At 63.3% G+C, this 14,597-nt stretch carries 18 protein-coding genes and 1 other annotated feature; of the genes, 1 reads left to right on the top strand and 17 read right to left on the bottom strand.

Features of this window, described 5'->3' with window-relative positions; all coding sequences use genetic code 11:
* Positions 1-11 precede the first annotated feature (11 nt).
* The 17 genes from ACB033_RS14575 to ACB033_RS14495 form a co-directional block, all read right to left on the bottom strand.
* Positions 12-569: a DUF3833 domain-containing protein gene (locus tag ACB033_RS14575; protein ID WP_371140569.1), complete on the bottom strand. Its 558-nt coding sequence runs from the start codon at positions 567-569 to the stop codon at positions 12-14.
* The gene (locus ACB033_RS14570; RefSeq protein WP_162852102.1) at positions 569-1,120 is read right to left on the bottom strand and encodes a chalcone isomerase family protein; all 552 of its coding nucleotides are present in this window, start codon (positions 1,118-1,120) and stop codon (positions 569-571) included. Before ACB033_RS14570 ends, ACB033_RS14575 begins: the two co-directional genes overlap by 1 nt.
* Positions 1,077-1,295, bottom strand: coding sequence for a TIGR02450 family Trp-rich protein (locus tag ACB033_RS14565; protein ID WP_011705034.1), 219 nt, complete (start codon positions 1,293-1,295; stop codon positions 1,077-1,079). Before ACB033_RS14565 ends, ACB033_RS14570 begins: the two co-directional genes overlap by 44 nt.
* Complete coding sequence (locus ACB033_RS14560; protein WP_139725356.1) at positions 1,292-1,771, bottom strand: DUF2878 domain-containing protein; 480 nt, start codon at positions 1,769-1,771, stop codon at positions 1,292-1,294. Before ACB033_RS14560 ends, ACB033_RS14565 begins: the two co-directional genes overlap by 4 nt.
* Positions 1,772-1,773: 2 nt before the next feature.
* Positions 1,774-3,030: a cyclopropane-fatty-acyl-phospholipid synthase family protein gene (locus tag ACB033_RS14555; RefSeq protein ID WP_139725355.1), complete on the bottom strand. Its 1,257-nt coding sequence runs from the start codon at positions 3,028-3,030 to the stop codon at positions 1,774-1,776.
* The gene (locus tag ACB033_RS14550) at positions 3,030-3,812 is read right to left on the bottom strand and encodes a DUF1365 domain-containing protein (protein WP_139725354.1); all 783 of its coding nucleotides are present in this window, start codon (positions 3,810-3,812) and stop codon (positions 3,030-3,032) included. The genes ACB033_RS14555 and ACB033_RS14550 overlap by 1 nt, the downstream gene beginning before the upstream one ends.
* Positions 3,809-5,068, bottom strand: coding sequence for an NAD(P)/FAD-dependent oxidoreductase (locus ACB033_RS14545; RefSeq protein WP_099359035.1), 1,260 nt, complete (start codon positions 5,066-5,068; stop codon positions 3,809-3,811). Before ACB033_RS14545 ends, ACB033_RS14550 begins: the two co-directional genes overlap by 4 nt.
* Positions 5,065-5,799: an SDR family NAD(P)-dependent oxidoreductase gene (locus ACB033_RS14540; RefSeq protein WP_139725353.1), complete on the bottom strand. Its 735-nt coding sequence runs from the start codon at positions 5,797-5,799 to the stop codon at positions 5,065-5,067. Before ACB033_RS14540 ends, ACB033_RS14545 begins: the two co-directional genes overlap by 4 nt.
* Positions 5,796-6,224 (bottom strand): nuclear transport factor 2 family protein, encoded by a 429-nt coding sequence (locus ACB033_RS14535; RefSeq protein WP_017784408.1) that lies wholly within the window; start codon positions 6,222-6,224, stop codon positions 5,796-5,798. The genes ACB033_RS14540 and ACB033_RS14535 overlap by 4 nt, the downstream gene beginning before the upstream one ends.
* Position 6,225: 1 nt before the next feature.
* A complete protein-coding gene (gene phrB / locus ACB033_RS14530; RefSeq protein ID WP_139725352.1) occupies positions 6,226-7,647 on the bottom strand; it encodes a deoxyribodipyrimidine photo-lyase in 1,422 nt (473 codons plus the stop codon).
* Complete coding sequence (locus ACB033_RS14525) at positions 7,644-8,531, bottom strand: MerR family transcriptional regulator (protein ID WP_139725351.1); 888 nt, start codon at positions 8,529-8,531, stop codon at positions 7,644-7,646. Before ACB033_RS14525 ends, phrB begins: the two co-directional genes overlap by 4 nt.
* Positions 8,532-8,594: 63 nt before the next feature.
* Entirely contained in the window at positions 8,595-9,539 is a 945-nt protein-coding gene (locus ACB033_RS14520; protein WP_054544253.1) for a DUF523 and DUF1722 domain-containing protein, read from the bottom strand.
* Positions 9,540-9,711: 172 nt separating this feature from the next.
* Positions 9,712-10,341: an outer membrane beta-barrel protein gene (locus ACB033_RS14515; RefSeq protein WP_010634840.1), complete on the bottom strand. Its 630-nt coding sequence runs from the start codon at positions 10,339-10,341 to the stop codon at positions 9,712-9,714.
* A 183-nt stretch (positions 10,342-10,524) separates the two neighbouring features.
* Positions 10,525-11,073, bottom strand: a complete 549-nt coding sequence (locus ACB033_RS14510; protein ID WP_005303701.1) for a DUF3157 family protein — start codon at positions 11,071-11,073, stop codon at positions 10,525-10,527.
* Positions 11,074-11,167: 94 nt separating this feature from the next.
* A complete protein-coding gene (locus ACB033_RS14505) occupies positions 11,168-12,040 on the bottom strand; it encodes a hypothetical protein (protein ID WP_017784403.1) in 873 nt (290 codons plus the stop codon).
* Positions 12,041-12,085: 45 nt separating this feature from the next.
* On the bottom strand, positions 12,086-12,364 hold the full coding sequence (locus ACB033_RS14500; RefSeq protein ID WP_005303707.1) for a DUF6482 family protein: 279 nt from the start codon (positions 12,362-12,364) through the stop codon (positions 12,086-12,088).
* A gap of 24 nt (positions 12,365-12,388) precedes the next feature.
* A complete protein-coding gene (locus tag ACB033_RS14495; RefSeq protein ID WP_005303711.1) occupies positions 12,389-12,988 on the bottom strand; it encodes an HAD family phosphatase in 600 nt (199 codons plus the stop codon).
* Between the two features lie 169 nt (positions 12,989-13,157).
* Positions 13,158-13,292, top strand: a sequence feature (Phe leader region).
* 38 nt (positions 13,293-13,330) lie between these two features.
* Here ACB033_RS14495 and pheA point away from each other — a divergent pair.
* Positions 13,331-14,503: a prephenate dehydratase gene (pheA, locus tag ACB033_RS14490; protein WP_017763932.1), complete on the top strand. Its 1,173-nt coding sequence runs from the start codon at positions 13,331-13,333 to the stop codon at positions 14,501-14,503.
* Positions 14,504-14,597 lie beyond the last annotated feature (94 nt).

Here is a 14,597-nt window from a genome sequence, read left to right as displayed (position 1 = left end):
GCGAGGCGAACTCATTCAGGCCGCCGCTCGATGTAAAGGATCACCTCCCCCAGCTGGATGCCGAACTTGCTGATGGCGGCCCGGTTGATCAAACGATCCTGGTCGAGCAGGTACATCCAGTCGTCGAAACTCACCCGCACCACGCTGCCATCGGGCAATGCCAGATCGAGCTGATAGCGCCAGTTGAGGGCAAAGCCGGCCGCCTTGCCTACCGCCTCCCCCACCACGTCGGCCGCCGTGCCGCGCCAGTGACCATCCGCCCCCTTGCTCAAGAACCAGGTGCGGGTCTGCTGGCGGCCGTCGTCAAAGTAGAACTGCTCGAACAGCTCTCCCTTGCCCCCCTGCCAGCGCCCGCGCATCTCCACCCTAAAACGGCTGGTCACCTCGCCGCTGCGATCGGTCACCAGACCGTGCGCCGTCAGCTTGCCATCGAAGAAGCGAGCGAGATCCCACTCGGGGCCCCGATCGCGATAATCCTCCAGACTGCTGCCACAGCCGGCCAGCAGCAGCAGCGGCAACAACAGCAGGTAGCGCCAGGCGTGGATGTACTGCATGAACCTCTTTTGCATCAGAACTCTCCTCGCAGGCTGCGGGTGAGCGCCGGATCACGGCTCCCTTCTGCCAGCCAGATGGCGAGAAAGGCCGCCGAAAACTGCGGATCGGCGAGGGTGCCGAGCGGCTTGTCCCGCCACCAGAAATGGCCCGCGCCCCCCTTGTCGACATAGAAGGTGAGCCGATCACCCGCCCGAACATCGGGCCAGAGTGCGGCGAGCTGACCTAGCCACTCCTGGCGCTGCTGCTCACTGCCAAGCCCCAGTCGCTGCCACTCGGCGGCGGTGGCGCGCAAGAGATCGTCCCGTTCGATGGCTCTGGCGTAGGTGAGGCTGAGCGCCTGAGGATAGTGACTCGGCCGATAGCGGCCGTTCTCGCTGTAGAGGGTGGCGTCATAGAGCTTGAACCAGAGCCAGCTCATCTCGCCGCGCCCGACCGGCTGCAGCTGCTGCCAGGGGGTGATCAGGGCTTGCCCGGTCTGGGCGAAAGGGGTCAACGGTAGGCTCAAGCCTGCCAGCAGCAGGCTAATTCCACCCCATGTGCCAATGGGCGGGATCTTCGAGTTCATGCCAGTCCATCTCCTGTTCCAGCAGCGTGTTGATGTCCTGCATCACCACCTGCTGCAGCTGCCCCTGCGCATCGCGCTGACAGGCCACCACCAGATAGAAACGCTCGGTCAGCTCGTGCCGGCTCTCTTTGGTCCACTTGGAAAACAACAAGGTGTCGGTCGAAAAGGTGTTCATCTCGCTTCACCCTCCAGCTTGACCGTTACCCACAGGAGTACGGGTAACCACCACATCCAGATCACCGCCAGCAGTGCTGCACTGACCCCGATGCCCCAAGGTAAGTGTACTGCCCCCATGGCGGCGCCCGCCACATAGGAGGAGGCCCCCCCAACCATGCCGAACAGCCCCTGCTGCCAGCGCGGCAAGGGCCGCAGCCAGCGCAGACCGTGAGAGAGAGTCAGGGCAAAGCCGCACCAGAGCAGCACCAGCCAGAGCGGAAAACCGGCGTTGAAATCAAACAGCCCGAGCTGCCAGAGCAGGGCATCGAGCAGGCTGCCGGCAAGAGCGACCGGGATGAGCCGCCAGTCACGTTGGCGGCTGGGTGAGAAGAGAAAATGAAGCAGCAGCAGTGCCAGCAGCGGGCCCGGCTGCTGCCACTTCACTGCCAGCAACCAGTAGAGGTTGAATCCCAGCAGATGAGCCCACTGCCACATGGTCAGCGACCGTCGACGGGCAGATCTCCACTCCAGCCGAGTGGGCCCGGTTTGGCCGCTTCCAGCTGCACCAGGCTGATGGTGCGCTCCCAGAATCCCCCCTCGCAGTAGGCAAAATAGAAGTGCCACAGCCGGATGAAGTCCTGGCTGTAACCGAGAGCCGGCAGCTCGGGCGCCAGCGCCAGGAAGCGCTCGCACCAATCAGCCAGCGTGCGGGCGTAGTGGTGGCCGTGATCGTGCAGCCGCACCAGTTGCATGTCGGTCTCGCGCGCCAGCAGACTCGCCATCTGGGAGACGCTCGGCAGGCAGCCACCGGGGAAGATGTAACGCTGGATGAAATCAACCCCGCGCAGGTACTGGGCATGGCGTTGATCGGCGATGGTGATGGCCTGGATGAGCAGGCGGCCACCGGGTTTGAGCAGCCGCGACAGCTGGCGGAAATAGTCCGGCAGGAAGGCGTGGCCCACCGCTTCGATCATCTCGATGGAGACCAGCTTGTCGTAAGTGCCCTCCAGCTTGCGGTAGTCCTCCAGCAGCAAGCTGATGCGATCCCCCAGCCCCTCCCGCGCAATCCACTCCTTGGCGTAATCGTGCTGGGCCCGGGAGATGGTGGTGGTAGTCACCCGGCAGCCGTAGTGACGGGCTGCATAGATGGCGAGGCCGCCCCAGCCGGTGCCGATCTCCAGCAGATGATCCTCAGGCCCAAGTGCCAGCCGCTCGCAGATGGTACGCAGCTTGGCCTGTTGCCCCTCTTCCAGGCTGGCCTCGGCATGGGGATAGATGGCACTCGAGTACTGCATATGGCTGTCGAGAAAACCCTGATAGAGGGTATTGCCGAGATCGTAGTGGGCGGCGATGTTGGAGCGCGACCCGGTCAGGGTATTGCGGTTAAGCCAGTGACGCACCTTGTTGAACGGGAAGCTGAGCCAGCCCAAACGCCGCTCAAGGGAGTCGAGCAGCGGCAGGTTGCGGGCCAGCAAGCGCACCAGAGCCACCGGATCCGGGCTGGTCCAAAGCCCCTCCACCCAGGTTTCCCCGGCGGCGATGCTGCCCCCCAGTAACAGGCGGCGGTAGAAAGCGGGATCCTGCACCACCAGCTCGGCGTGCAGATCGGTGCCCGCCACGCCAAAGCTGTGGCGCTCAGCGCCATCCCGCAGCAACAGCTGGCCATGTTCGAGGCGCCCCAGCAGATTGAGCAGCAGTTGCCTGGCCCCCTTGTCGATGAAAGAGGCAGAGAGGGTTGATTGCACAAGTTCCATTAGCGGCTCTCCGGATGGGTGAAAATGGGAGTTCGTTTGATAAAAAGACGCAGGGCCTGCCAGTAGATCCCGAGCAGCACCTTCATGGTCATCCAGGGCCAGCGGACCAGCAGGGCCGCCAACCCCTTGCACGACAGCGGCGCCCGGCGCAGCGCCAGGGTGGCGTCAAACAGCTTGGCTTCACCGGATACGGGGTGGCTCTCGATGTGGATCAGTGTCTCCTGCGCGGGCGGGCGAATGCGCCAGTGGTAGCGCATCGCCAGCCCCATGAAGGGGGAAACGTGAAAATCCTTGTCGTGGGGGGCCAGCGCCGCCAGATCCAGCAGGTAGTAGTGACGCTCGTTCCAGGGGGTATTCGACACCTCCGCCAGCAGATAGCGTGCATCCCCCTGCCGGTAGCAGAAGTAGAAGTTGACCGGGCTGAAGTAGAAACCGAGGCAACGCACGTTGCCAAGCAGCAGCACCCGCCCCTCGGGTTCGGCATCGCCACCCAGTTCACTCACCTTCTGCCACACCGCCTGCTTGAGAGGCCCCTCGCTGCCACGCAGGTAGTCGTCACGGTGAAACGAGAGCAGCCCTGCTCGCTCCACCCCGAACCAGCGCCCGCGATCGAGTTGTGGCAGCTCGTCGAGATCCAGCCCCAGCATGAAGAGGTTGTAGGAGAAGGCATGGGCGCGCGGTGCGAAGCGGCGATGGCGCACCGACCCCTGCCAGATGGCGCTGAGGGGGCCGGTCATGGCCTCGGCACTCGCCTCCTGGCCTGCCAGGACTGCATCCTTCATAGCTCGGCCCCGAAGCGCCTGGCCACGTCCAGGGCGCTGCGCACCCCGTCTTCGTGAAAGCCGTTGTACCAGTAGGCGCCGCAGAAGTGGGTGTGTTGCTGGCCGCAAATCTCGGCCCGCCGCTGCTGGGCGGCGATGGAGGCCTGATTGAACACCGGATGGTGATAGACGAAGCGGCGCAGCACCTTGCTCTCGTCTACCTTGCCTTGCGGATTGAGGCTGACACAGAAGGGCTCTGGCGAGCTCACCCCCTGCAAGATGTTCATGTTGTAGCTCACCAGCGGCCGCGCCCCGTCATCCTCCCCCAGCTGATAGTTCCAGCTGGCCCATGCCTTGCGCCGCACCGGCAGGCAGGAGGCATCGGTGTGCAACCAGACATCGTTGGCCTGATAGGGCATGGCGCCGAGAATGGCCTGCTCCCGCTCGCCCGGGTCCGCCAGCAATGCCAGCGCCTGATCGCTGTGACAAGCGAGGATCACCTCGTCAAACCGCTCCTCGCCATGGCTGCTCTGGATCAGCACCCCGTCCGCCTGACGCCGGATCCCCTGCACCGGGCAGGCCAGGCGAATGTTTGCCTGCCAGCCGGCCGTCAGCGGGCCTATGTATTCCCGCGAGCCACCCGGGATCACATACCACTGGGGGCGATTGGCCACCTCGAGCAGGCCGTGGTTGGCGAAAAAGCGCAGAAAGAAGCTCAAGGGGAAGACGCGCATATCGGCCAGGGTCGATGACCAGATGGCGGCTCCCATCGGCAAGATGTAGTGGCGGGCGAAGTAGTCGCTGAACTCACCCACCTGCAGAAAATCCCCCAGGGTCAGCTCGAGGCCCTCCCCCTGCTGTTGTCCATCCACCAGCCAGGCCCGCGCCTCCCGGTTGAAGCGCAGGATCTCGGCGACGAAGCCGTAGAAGCGCGGGCTCAACAGATTGCTGCGCTGGGCAAACAGGGTGTCGAGGTTGTGGCCGTTATACTCCAGCCCCTGCGGGCTTTTCACCGAGAAGCTCATCTCGGCCGGCTGGCGCGCTACCCCGATCCGTTCAAGCAGTCTCAGGAAGTTGGGGTAGGTGCGATCGTTGAAGACGATGAAGCCGGTATCGATGGCATAGCGGCGCCCCGCCTGCTCCACATCGACCGTGGCGGTGTGGCCACCCAGGGTCGGCGCCGCCTCGAACAGGGTGATGTCGTGCAGCTTGTGGAGCAGGAAACCGGCGGTGAGGCCTGAAATGCCGGAGCCGACGATGGCGATCTTTTTCTTCATGAAGGGCGTCCTTTCGATACGAGTGCGCGGCCAAGGCGCAGCCAGAGCCCCGTCGGCAGCGCACCGAGCAGGCGCAGCAGCCAGATGAAGCGGCGGGGAAAGTGGATCTGGTGGCGACCGGCGGCGAGCCCGTTCATGATGGCGCGGGAAGCCTCTTCCACTGTCACCAGACAGGGCATGGGAAAATCATTTTTGGCGGTGAGCGGCGTCTGCACAAAGCCGGGGCGGATCAGGGTCACACCGATCCCTTTGCCGGCCAAATCCAGGCGCAAGGTATCCGCCAGATAGTCGAGGGCCGCCTTGGAGGCACCATAGGCTTCGGCCCTGGGCAGCGGCAACCAGCTCACCGAGGAGCTGACGATGGCAAGGCGTCCGCCTGCCCCCAGCAGCGGCAAAAAGGCGGCTAGGGCGTGGCCGGTGGCAACGAGGTTGGTCTCGATGACCCGGGCAAACAGGGCGCCGTCAAACCCCTCGTCCACCGTCATGTACTCGCAGTTGCCGGCATTGAGGATCAGCAGGTCGATCCATGGCAAGCCGGCGGCCGCCTCGCTCACGGCGTTTGCAGAGCGCCCGTCAAACTGCAGCGGCGTGATGCCGTGGCGCCCCAGTGCCAGCAGCCGCTCGCCATCGCGACCACAACCCCACACCTGCCAGCCTGCGCGCCGATAATCGAGCGCCAGCTGAAAGCCGATGCCGGAGGTGGCGCCGGTGATCAGCACCCGGCCGCTCATGCGCCCAGCCTCCCCTTGATGGTGCGCACCACGGACCCAAGCAGCGGCAACTGCTCGTAGAGCATGGCGCCAAGGTCAAAGTAGTCGCGATGCAGGCACACCTTGCCCGTCTCGTCGAACTCGAGGCGGGTCGCCCCCTCCACCGTCACCGGCGCACCACCACGCAATCTGGGGTGAGAGAAGGTCATGGTCCAGCCGAGCCAGGCCTGGCGCCCCTGCTGCAGCTGGCTGGTGATGACGAAACGGCAGTAGGCCAGGCGCTGATAGAGAGCGGAAAAATAGTCAGTGAGCGCCGCCAGCCCCTCGATGCGGTGAGCTGGGTCGGTAAAGATCACCTCGCTTGCATAGACCTCGGGCAAACGGTGCAACTCATCTCGGTTTAGCTGCTGATAGAGGGCCACAAAGCGGGCCAGCGACTCATCCATGCTATTTCTCCAGGGCGCGAAACATCTCGATGGCTCTCACCCGGGCAACGGCGTGATCCACCATGGGGGCCGGATAATCGTGCCGCCCCTTGAGCCGCAACCAGTCGTGGGGCTGGTGCAGATAGGCGGCAGGCAGATCAGCCAGCTCAGAGACCCAGATACGAATGAACTCCCCTTGCGGATCAAATCGTTGCCCCTGGGTGGTGGGGTTGAACACCCGGAAATAGGGCGCCGCATCGGCCCCGGTGCCTGCCGCCCACTGCCAGCCGCCGTTGTTGGCCGCCAGATCGCCGTCGATGAGCCGGCTCATGAAGTAATCCTCCCCGAGCCGCCAGTGAATGTGCAGATCCTTGGTGAGAAAGCTCGCCACTATCATCCGCAGCCGGTTGTGCATCCAGCCGGTGGCGTTGAGGCAGCGCATCGCCGCATCGACGATGGGGTAGCCGGTACGTCCCTCACACCAGGCGGTGAAGGCATCCGGATCCCAGCTCCACGGCAGGGCCGCCGTCTCCGGTTTGAAGGGGCGATTCATGGAGAGGGTCGGGATCAGCACCAGCAGGTGGCGATAAAACTCACGCCAGATGAGCTCATTGAGCCAGACAAAACCGGGCTGGACCTTGGACTGGGGCCGGTAGCCAAGCCGCTGCTGGAGCGCCGCCACGCACTGGCGCGGGCTGATGATGCCGGCCGCCAGATAGGGGGAGAGCACGGAGGTACCCGCGATGGCAGGAAAATCCCGGGTCTCGCCATAGTCGAGCACCGCCTGCTCCAGAAAGTCATTCAGACGGCGGCTGGCCTCGGCCTCCCCCACCGGCCAACGGGGGTCCGCCGTCAGCTCGCCAAGGGCGGCATCGACGAAGTCCCGCTCGGCCAGCGGCTGCCACGGCAACGGCTCCCCACGGGGTGTAGGCACCCGATGAATGGCGAAACCATCCTCGTCGAGGGCTTTGAGCCAGGCACGGCTGAAGGGGGTGAAGACCTTGAACATCTCGCCAGAGCCGGTCAGCACCCGCCCGGGCGGCAATACGCAGCAGCCGTTGAACCAGTGACAACCAATCCCCTGTTCTGCCAGCGCGGCGGTGACGGCCTGATCCCGGCGCAGCTCGTCGATCTCGATGGCCTGATTGGCGTAGAGCTGGGTTACCCCCAGCTCGCGGCCAAGATCTGCCAGCGCCGCCGGCACCTCTGCAAAAGTTTCAACCCGCAGCAGATGGAGCGGGATGCCGAGCGCCGCCAGCTCGCGGCCCAGCGCATCGACCTGGGCCAGTAGAAAACGCTGACGAACGGGGGCCAGCTTGTGCTGCCGCCACTGGGTGGGAGAGATGATAAAGAGCGCGGCGACCGGTTCATCATTGGCGCAACCGTGACGCAAGGCCGGGTTATCGGCCAGGCGCAGATCATTGCGAAACCAGACCAGCTTCATGATTTTTTCCTCCCGCGTCCGCCGGCACCTGCCGCCGCAGGCATGTCTGCCATCACCTCGGCAAGGCTCGCCTGCCAACCATGGGCTTGCAGCCACTCACCATCGTAGAGGCGCCCCAGCTCGCCAAAGAAGCGGGTAGCGGCGGGCCAGTCGGCAGCCAGCTCCTGCTTGCCAAGGCCGGCCCCCATCAACACCAGCCAGGGGGTGACGGCGCGCCCCTCCAGCAGGCTGGCATGGCGCGGCTCCACCGCCCCCAGCAGTTGCACCTCATGGCCCTGACCGATCAGCTCGTAGGCGGCCCAGACCAGATCGAGCGGGCCCACTTGTCCCCAGCTCGCCAGGGTGACCGGTACGCCCTTCTCCTGCTCGATGAGGTGGCGGGCGAAGCGGGTATGCAGCCAGCCCAGCCACACCTGTTGCAGCAGTTCGCCATCGGGCCGCTCGCGCCACAGCCCGAGCAGCCGCTCCACCAAGGGTTGCAGTACCCGGCTGCGCACCAGCTCGAACGGATAGCTCGCCAGCAGGTCGTTGAGCTCTGCCTCCGCCTTGCGCTGGTTGAAGGCAAGCAGCGCCTGACTGAACTGCTCCAGGGTCTGCTGCCAGTGATCGCTCACCGGCTGGGCCTGGGGTTCGCTCAGGAGCCCCTTCACCTGCCCGATGCTCACCCCCCGCTCCAGCCAGCTCAGGATCTCGCCGATCTGGCGAATGTCCTGCTCGCTGTAGAGGCGGTGGCCTTTCTCGGTGCGGGCCGGTTGCACCAGCCCGTAGCGGCGCTGCCAGGCACGCAGGGTCACGGCGTTGACGCCGGTGAGGCGGGAGACCTCGCGAATGGGGTAGATCCCCTCCTCCGGCGAAGGAGAAGCGGCGTGCGGTAAATCAGACATAACGGCATCCAGCAAAGGTTGAGGGAGAGGCCCCGGCCATCCGCCGGGGCCTGCACAGGATATTCAGAGCCCGTAGCGCAGTTTCAGCGTGTCGGGATGGGGATTGAGGTACACCTGCTCGGCGAGATAGGGATTGGGGTACTCGCGCAGGTAGTGGCGGATCAGGGTGAGCGGCACCAGCAGCGGAAAGACGCCGGTACGGTACTTGTCGATGGTGTCGCACAGTTCCTGCTTCTGGGCCGGGGTCAGCACCCGCTTGAAGTAGCCCTGCAGGTGCATCAGCACATTGGTGTGACTGCGCCGGTTGGCCCGCAGGGTCAGCGCCGCCATCAGCCCCTTGATGTAGCTGTCGGCCACCTGCTGCAGGTCGGCCCTGGCCAGGTTGCCAAGCAGCTTGCCGAGCGCACGGTAGTGGGTGGTGGCGTGGGAGAGCACCAGGTACTTGTAGCGAGAGTGGAAGCGGATCAGCGCAGAGGCGGTGATGCCGCGCGCGCAGAGCTGCTGCCAGTCGTGGTAGGCAAAGACCCGCAGCACGAAGTTTTCCCGCAGGATGGGATCGCACAGGCGGCCATCCTCCTCCACCGGCAGCAGGGGATTGGCCTCCATCAGCGCCTTGGCAAACAGGCCGACCCCCTCCTTGGCACTCCCCTCGTTGTTGGCGCCATAGATGCGCACCCGCTCCATGCCGCAGCTGGGGGATTTGGCGCAGAGGATGTAGCCGGAGATGAAGTCGAGCTGGCGCGCCTTCTGCTCACTGAAGGCGATGAGCTGGTCAGTGACATCGAAGCTGCCGTTACTCGCCTCGGCACGGATCTCGCCGTTACGCTTCACCAGCCGGATGGCGGCGCGGGGTGCCCCGAGGCCAATGGCCATCTCGGGACAGACGGGGTGATAGTCAAAGTGGGCACCGAGATCCCGCTCGCAGAAACTGGAACGCTTGTGGCCCCCGTCGAACCGAACCTCCTGCCCCAGCAGGCAGGCGCTGATACCAACCTTGATCTTGTACATGTCATCACTCCTTGTATAAGTCTGAATCAGTTATAGCAGTTATACAAAAAAACGGAAGTTGTATAACTATTGCGGACTGATACGGCGCAAGGGTGAAGGGTGGATCAACCGGAAATGAAAAAACCCATGACCGAAGTCATGGGTAAAAATGAAGACACTACAGGAAGGATGATTAGAAGCTGTACTTCACACCCAGGCTGGTGATGGAACCCTGTTGCAGATCCCACTTACGATAGGTGTAGTCGGCGGTGAGGGCCAGGTTCTGGCTCACCTTGTAGGCAGCGCCCACTTTGAAATCGTGCATGTCGTCGGTCATGTTGGCGTAGCGGTAGGCGGTGGAGAGTTCGACGGCGCCGATGTCGTAGCGCAGGCCGGCCTCACCGTACATGCTGCCGCTGTTCTTGCGGGTGATGACGTCCCAGCCGCTGTCTTTCACGTTGGCAGCCACCTGACGCTCCATGGTATAGCCCATCAGGCCCGCTTCCCCATACAGGTTCAGACCTGTGCTGAGCGGGGTGTAGACACCCAGACCCAGGCTGGAGATGCCCATGCTGTCGTTGCCGCTGTTGCGGGAGGTGTACTCGCTGCCCAGACGACCGTAGAAGTTGGAACCGAAGCTCTTGGAGAGATCCAGGTTCAGACCGCCGAAGTCGCGGTTGTTGCTATCTTTGCCGCCAATGTAGTCGGACTTGGTGTGCGCCCAGGTCAGACCGCCTTTGGCGTAGCTGAAGGCATCCTCAGCCAGAGCGGAAGTAGAAGCGAAACCGGCCAGAACCAGAACAGAAAGTGCAACTTTTTTCATTTTGATGACTCCATCGTTGAGCTAGTTGAGACCTAGCTGGAATGGGGTCATTGTGCAGAGGACGGGGAGAAATGCCGAGCGGCAAGCTGTTGCCAAACCATGTCAGATGTAAGCAACTGTTGCTGGCGGTTACCGGGTTAACAATCAAGACAGGCTCCACGAAGGAGCCTGCTGCATGAGGGATCAGCGGAACTCCACTTCCTCAATCTCGACCCGCACCAGGGGTTTGCCGGTCAGACCGGCCGGGCGCGGCACCTCCAGCACCATGGAGGGGCGCTGCTGCCCCTTGCGCAGATAGGACTCCGGCAGACGGTTCTCGCCGACCCAGAAGCGGGCCTCCTGCTTGGCCAGCTGGGCCCCCTGCTCGCTGAACAGGGTGATGCTGCCGCGCACCCGCACCACGTTGCGGGTGCCGGTGTTGCTCACCATGAATTGCAGTTGCAGGGGATCCGAGCCTTCCAGCTTGGCGAGCTTGACGCCGATCCCGTCCTTGACGGCCTGGGCCAGCAGATCCGGGTTGTTCATCGCCTGCTCGGTCAGCACCGGCACGGCCACCGTGCCCTGCACCGCGCTGCCGTCGGCGGCGGGCTTGAGCAGCAGATATTCCCAGGTGAAGTCATCGTTGAGCTGCACCTGGCGACCATCCGGCAGGGTCACCTGGGTGAGCGGGGCAGCCTGTGCCAGCAGGGGCGACAAGCAGAGGGCAACCAGCAGACGGGACAAGGGTTTCATAGGGTGATGACTCGCGTCGATGGAAAAGGGCGTCAGTATAAAGAGTCCGCCGCACCTTGCCTATGACCGCACTCACGTTCCTGCCCTCGGTTGCCTAGACCACCAGCTCCTGACGCTCCTCCGCCGGCATCATGTCCAGGGTCACCAGATCGAACGCCGTGCTCTTGAGGGCGGTGAGGATATCCGGCTGCAGATCGAATGCTCGGGCTCGCAACCGGGCCGGTAGCCGTACCCGGGCCAGGGTGGTGGCCCGATCGCCCAGGGTATGGAAAAACACCTGCGCCTCCTCCAGCCCCATGTCGGCCAGCATCTGCTCCGCCATGTCCACCATCCGCAGATGACGGCGATCCACCAGCTCGGGATCGGAGAAGCGGTGGCTCAGGCAGCCATGGGCGCTCTTGCCCCAGCGTCCCAGCTGACGTTTGTTGAAGCCGTAGCGAAAGTCCCTGTGGGTCATGCCCTGCTTGGCGAACAGCCAGAGGGTGTTGTCCGGCAGGCTGCCGAAGCGGCGCAGATACTCCCGCAGCTCCTCGACCGGCGCCGGCAGCAGCATGGGCAGGTGACTCCAGTCGGTTTCCAGCGCGGTGAGGTGACAGATGTAACGCACCGGATCGATCACCTCGTTGAGGTGGCGCAGGTGATCGCAGAAAATCATCTCATCGGTCTTGATGACCCGCTGCTCGATGCCGTAACGCTGGCAGTAACGTTTGGCACGCGCCACTTCCTTGCGGCTGCGGGTCGGGCTGTCCAGGGTGATGGCGCGGATCCGGATGCCGCTGGCGCGGCACAGATCCATGCTGTAGCAGGACTCCAGTCGACCGGAGAAGGAGACCGCCAGTTCGCCGTAGCCAGCCAGGGTCTCGATAAGCGACTGCTCCCTGGTCTGAAAGGTCTGATCGTATCCTCGATTCAGCACAACGATATTGGCATCCATAACAACGGCACCGGATGATGAATTGGGCGCCATTGTGCAGCAATAATCCTGAATAAACCCTTAAAGAATGCGGATAAACTAGAATTTAATGATTATTTCATACCAATTATCATCATATTCATCCAGTTGAGTGTCATAAATCCGCAGTTTCGCCTGATGAACCTGGTGCATGCGCAGAAAACCCTCAGCCTGCTCGAGGGAGGCGAACGTCAACCTGCCCCCCTCGCTGTCGGTGAGGCACTGCATCTCCCCATCCACCTCGACACAGAGCTGATAACCGCTGCCATCCAGACAGGCGATCAGCAGCCCCGCATCCGGATAGTGACTGAGCCAATTGCGAAACCTGCCGTGTTCTATAACTTACCCCGCGTTCCCGCCCGCTCAGGCCGGCAGGTAACCCTGTGCCACCAGCTGCTGGCGACAACTGTATGCATCGGTAAACACCAGGCCGCCGATCCCCTGCGTCTGTGCAGCGGCCACGTTGGCCGGGCTGTCATCGATGAACAGACACTGCTCGGCCCGCAGATCGAACGACACCAGCAGATAGCGATAGATATCCGGCTCCGGCTTCATCATCCGTACCCTTGCCGATACCACCTTGCCGCTGAAGAAGCGCCAGAAATCCTGATGTTGCTCCAGCCAGTCGATGCTAGCATGGCCCATGTTGGAGAGTGCGTAGAGGGTGTGCCCCTCCCCGTGCAGTGCCTCTATCAGGCTCAGCATAGCGGGATCCGGCACAAGGGATGGCGGCACCGCCTGCAAAATGGCCAAATTCTCCGCCGTCGACAGGCCGGTTCGCGCCTGCGCCTGACGGGCCATGGTGTGCAGCGACAGGGTCCCTCGGTCCACTTCCAGCCAGTCGCCATGGTTGAACAGTTGCTCCGCCAGCTGCTCCGCCCCATGCGGCCCCCGTACCGAGCGTACGATACCGACCGGATCCCAGCTCACCACCACTCGTCCCAGATCGAAAATAATCGCCATTCTCACCTCCAGCTCTCTGCATCATTGCGACGGCAAGCGGGTCCATCCGACACGCATCTGCCCCCGCAGGCTCACGCCCCTACCCTGCCCCGTTCGCCACCCACGGGCAAGTTTTACTTGCATCGCACGGTCAAATCCCTTAATGCTTATGGCGTTACCTCAAGGACACACTCATGCACGCACCATTCTTTTTTGCTTTCTCGTTTATCCGGCCCTCATGAGGGAAGGCCAGTCGTCACGTGAAGCACTCGCGTAAACAGAAAGCAAAGACGAATCGAGCCTCCCCTAGCGGAGGTTTTTTTTTGCAGCCACCACAATCGATTACTTGGATAGGGAACCATCATGGCAACGCTCGACGAGATCAGACAAGACATCACCCAGTTGGATCAGGAGCTGCTCGCCCTGCTGGCCAAACGCAAGACCCTCAGCATCGAGGTCGCCCGCGCCAAGCAGGCCAACCCGCGCCCGATCCGCGATCCCCAGCGCGAGCAGGATCTGCTGGTCGCCCTGATCCAGAAAGGGCGCGGACTGGGGCTGGATGCCCAGTACATCACCCGCATCTATCACACCATCATCGAAGACTCGGTGCTCTCCCAGCAGGCCTATCTGCAGAGCCTGCTCAACCCGGAGCAGCAGGAGCCGATGACCAGCGTCGCCTATCTGGGGCCGCGCGGTTCCTACTCCAGCCTCGCCGCCCGCAAGTACCTGGCCCGCTACAAGGATCAGGTGATCGAGGTGAACTGCCAGAATTTCCGCGAGGTGCTGGATGCGGTGGAGTCGGGCCGTGCCGCCTTCGGCGTGCTGCCCATCGAGAACACCAGCTCGGGCTCCATCAACGAGGTGTACGACGTGATGCAGCACACCAGCCTCTCCATCGTCGGTGAGCTCACCTACCCCATCGAGCACTGCATCCTCACCGCCGTGCCCACCGAGCTGTCCCGCATCAAGACCTTCTACGCCCACCCGCAGGTGTTCCAGCAGTGCTCCCATTACCTCAGCAAGCTGGAAGGGGCGCGCCACGAGATCTGCGACTCCTCCTCCAGCGCCATGATGAAGGTGAAGGAACTGGCAAGCCCGGAGGCGGCTGCCATCGGCAGCGCAGCTGGCGGCGAGCTGTATGGGCTGGACGTGCTGGCCGAGCAGTTGGCCAACCAGAAGGAAAACTACAGCCGCTTCATCGTGGTGGCGCGCAAGCCCATCGACGTGGCACCGCAGATCCCGGCCAAGACCACCCTCATCATGTCCACCTCCCAGAAGCCGGGCTCGCTGGTGGAGGCGCTGCTGGTGCTGCGCAACAACGAGATCAACATGACCAAGCTGGAATCCCGGCCGGTGCAGGGCAACCCGTGGGAGGAGATGTTCTACCTGGATGTCTCCGCCAACCTCAACACCCCGTCCATGCAGGCCGCACTGATGGAGCTGACCAAGATCACCCGCTACATCAAGGTGCTGGGCTGCTACCCGAGCGAAGACGTCAAGCCGACCACAGTGCCGCCGGTGCTGATGGGCGGCTGATCCACCAAGGTTGGGCCGGCCCGGGTATCTGCCGGCCGACACCGCCCATGAAAAAGGCGACCCTGCGTGGTCGCCTTTTTGTCGTCCATTCGCT

It is taken from the genome of Aeromonas sp. S15(2024) (assembly GCF_041402265.1).
In the GTDB taxonomy this organism is placed as follows: domain Bacteria; phylum Pseudomonadota; class Gammaproteobacteria; order Enterobacterales; family Aeromonadaceae; genus Aeromonas; species Aeromonas dhakensis.
The sequence above is the reverse complement of the archived record's forward strand: the minus strand, read 5'-3'. Positions and strand labels throughout refer to the sequence as shown.

Coding starts and splice junctions, on each gene's coding strand:
- ACB033_RS14520 (WP_054544253.1), bottom strand. CDS start 9,539: ATGTACAAGATCAAGGTTGGTATCAGCGCCTGCCTGCTGGGGCAGGAG.
- ACB033_RS14495 (WP_005303711.1), bottom strand. CDS start 12,988: ATGGCGATTATTTTCGATCTGGGACGAGTGGTGGTGAGCTGGGATCCG.
- ACB033_RS14540 (WP_139725353.1), bottom strand. CDS start 5,799: ATGAGCGGCCGGGTGCTGATCACCGGCGCCACCTCCGGCATCGGCTTT.
- ACB033_RS14545 (WP_099359035.1), bottom strand. CDS start 5,068: ATGAAGAAAAAGATCGCCATCGTCGGCTCCGGCATTTCAGGCCTCACC.
- ACB033_RS14515 (WP_010634840.1), bottom strand. CDS start 10,341: ATGAAAAAAGTTGCACTTTCTGTTCTGGTTCTGGCCGGTTTCGCTTCT.
- ACB033_RS14535 (WP_017784408.1), bottom strand. CDS start 6,224: ATGGATGAGTCGCTGGCCCGCTTTGTGGCCCTCTATCAGCAGCTAAAC.
- phrB (WP_139725352.1), bottom strand. CDS start 7,647: ATGAAGCTGGTCTGGTTTCGCAATGATCTGCGCCTGGCCGATAACCCG.
- ACB033_RS14510 (WP_005303701.1), bottom strand. CDS start 11,073: ATGAAACCCTTGTCCCGTCTGCTGGTTGCCCTCTGCTTGTCGCCCCTG.
- ACB033_RS14555 (WP_139725355.1), bottom strand. CDS start 3,030: ATGGAACTTGTGCAATCAACCCTCTCTGCCTCTTTCATCGACAAGGGG.
- ACB033_RS14565 (WP_011705034.1), bottom strand. CDS start 1,295: ATGAACACCTTTTCGACCGACACCTTGTTGTTTTCCAAGTGGACCAAA.
- ACB033_RS14560 (WP_139725356.1), bottom strand. CDS start 1,771: ATGTGGCAGTGGGCTCATCTGCTGGGATTCAACCTCTACTGGTTGCTG.
- ACB033_RS14575 (WP_371140569.1), bottom strand. CDS start 569: ATGCAAAAGAGGTTCATGCAGTACATCCACGCCTGGCGCTACCTGCTG.
- ACB033_RS14550 (WP_139725354.1), bottom strand. CDS start 3,812: ATGAAGGATGCAGTCCTGGCAGGCCAGGAGGCGAGTGCCGAGGCCATG.
- ACB033_RS14525 (WP_139725351.1), bottom strand. CDS start 8,531: ATGTCTGATTTACCGCACGCCGCTTCTCCTTCGCCGGAGGAGGGGATC.
- pheA (WP_017763932.1), top strand. CDS start 13,331: ATGGCAACGCTCGACGAGATCAGACAAGACATCACCCAGTTGGATCAG.
- ACB033_RS14505 (WP_017784403.1), bottom strand. CDS start 12,040: ATGGCGCCCAATTCATCATCCGGTGCCGTTGTTATGGATGCCAATATC.
- ACB033_RS14570 (WP_162852102.1), bottom strand. CDS start 1,120: ATGAACTCGAAGATCCCGCCCATTGGCACATGGGGTGGAATTAGCCTG.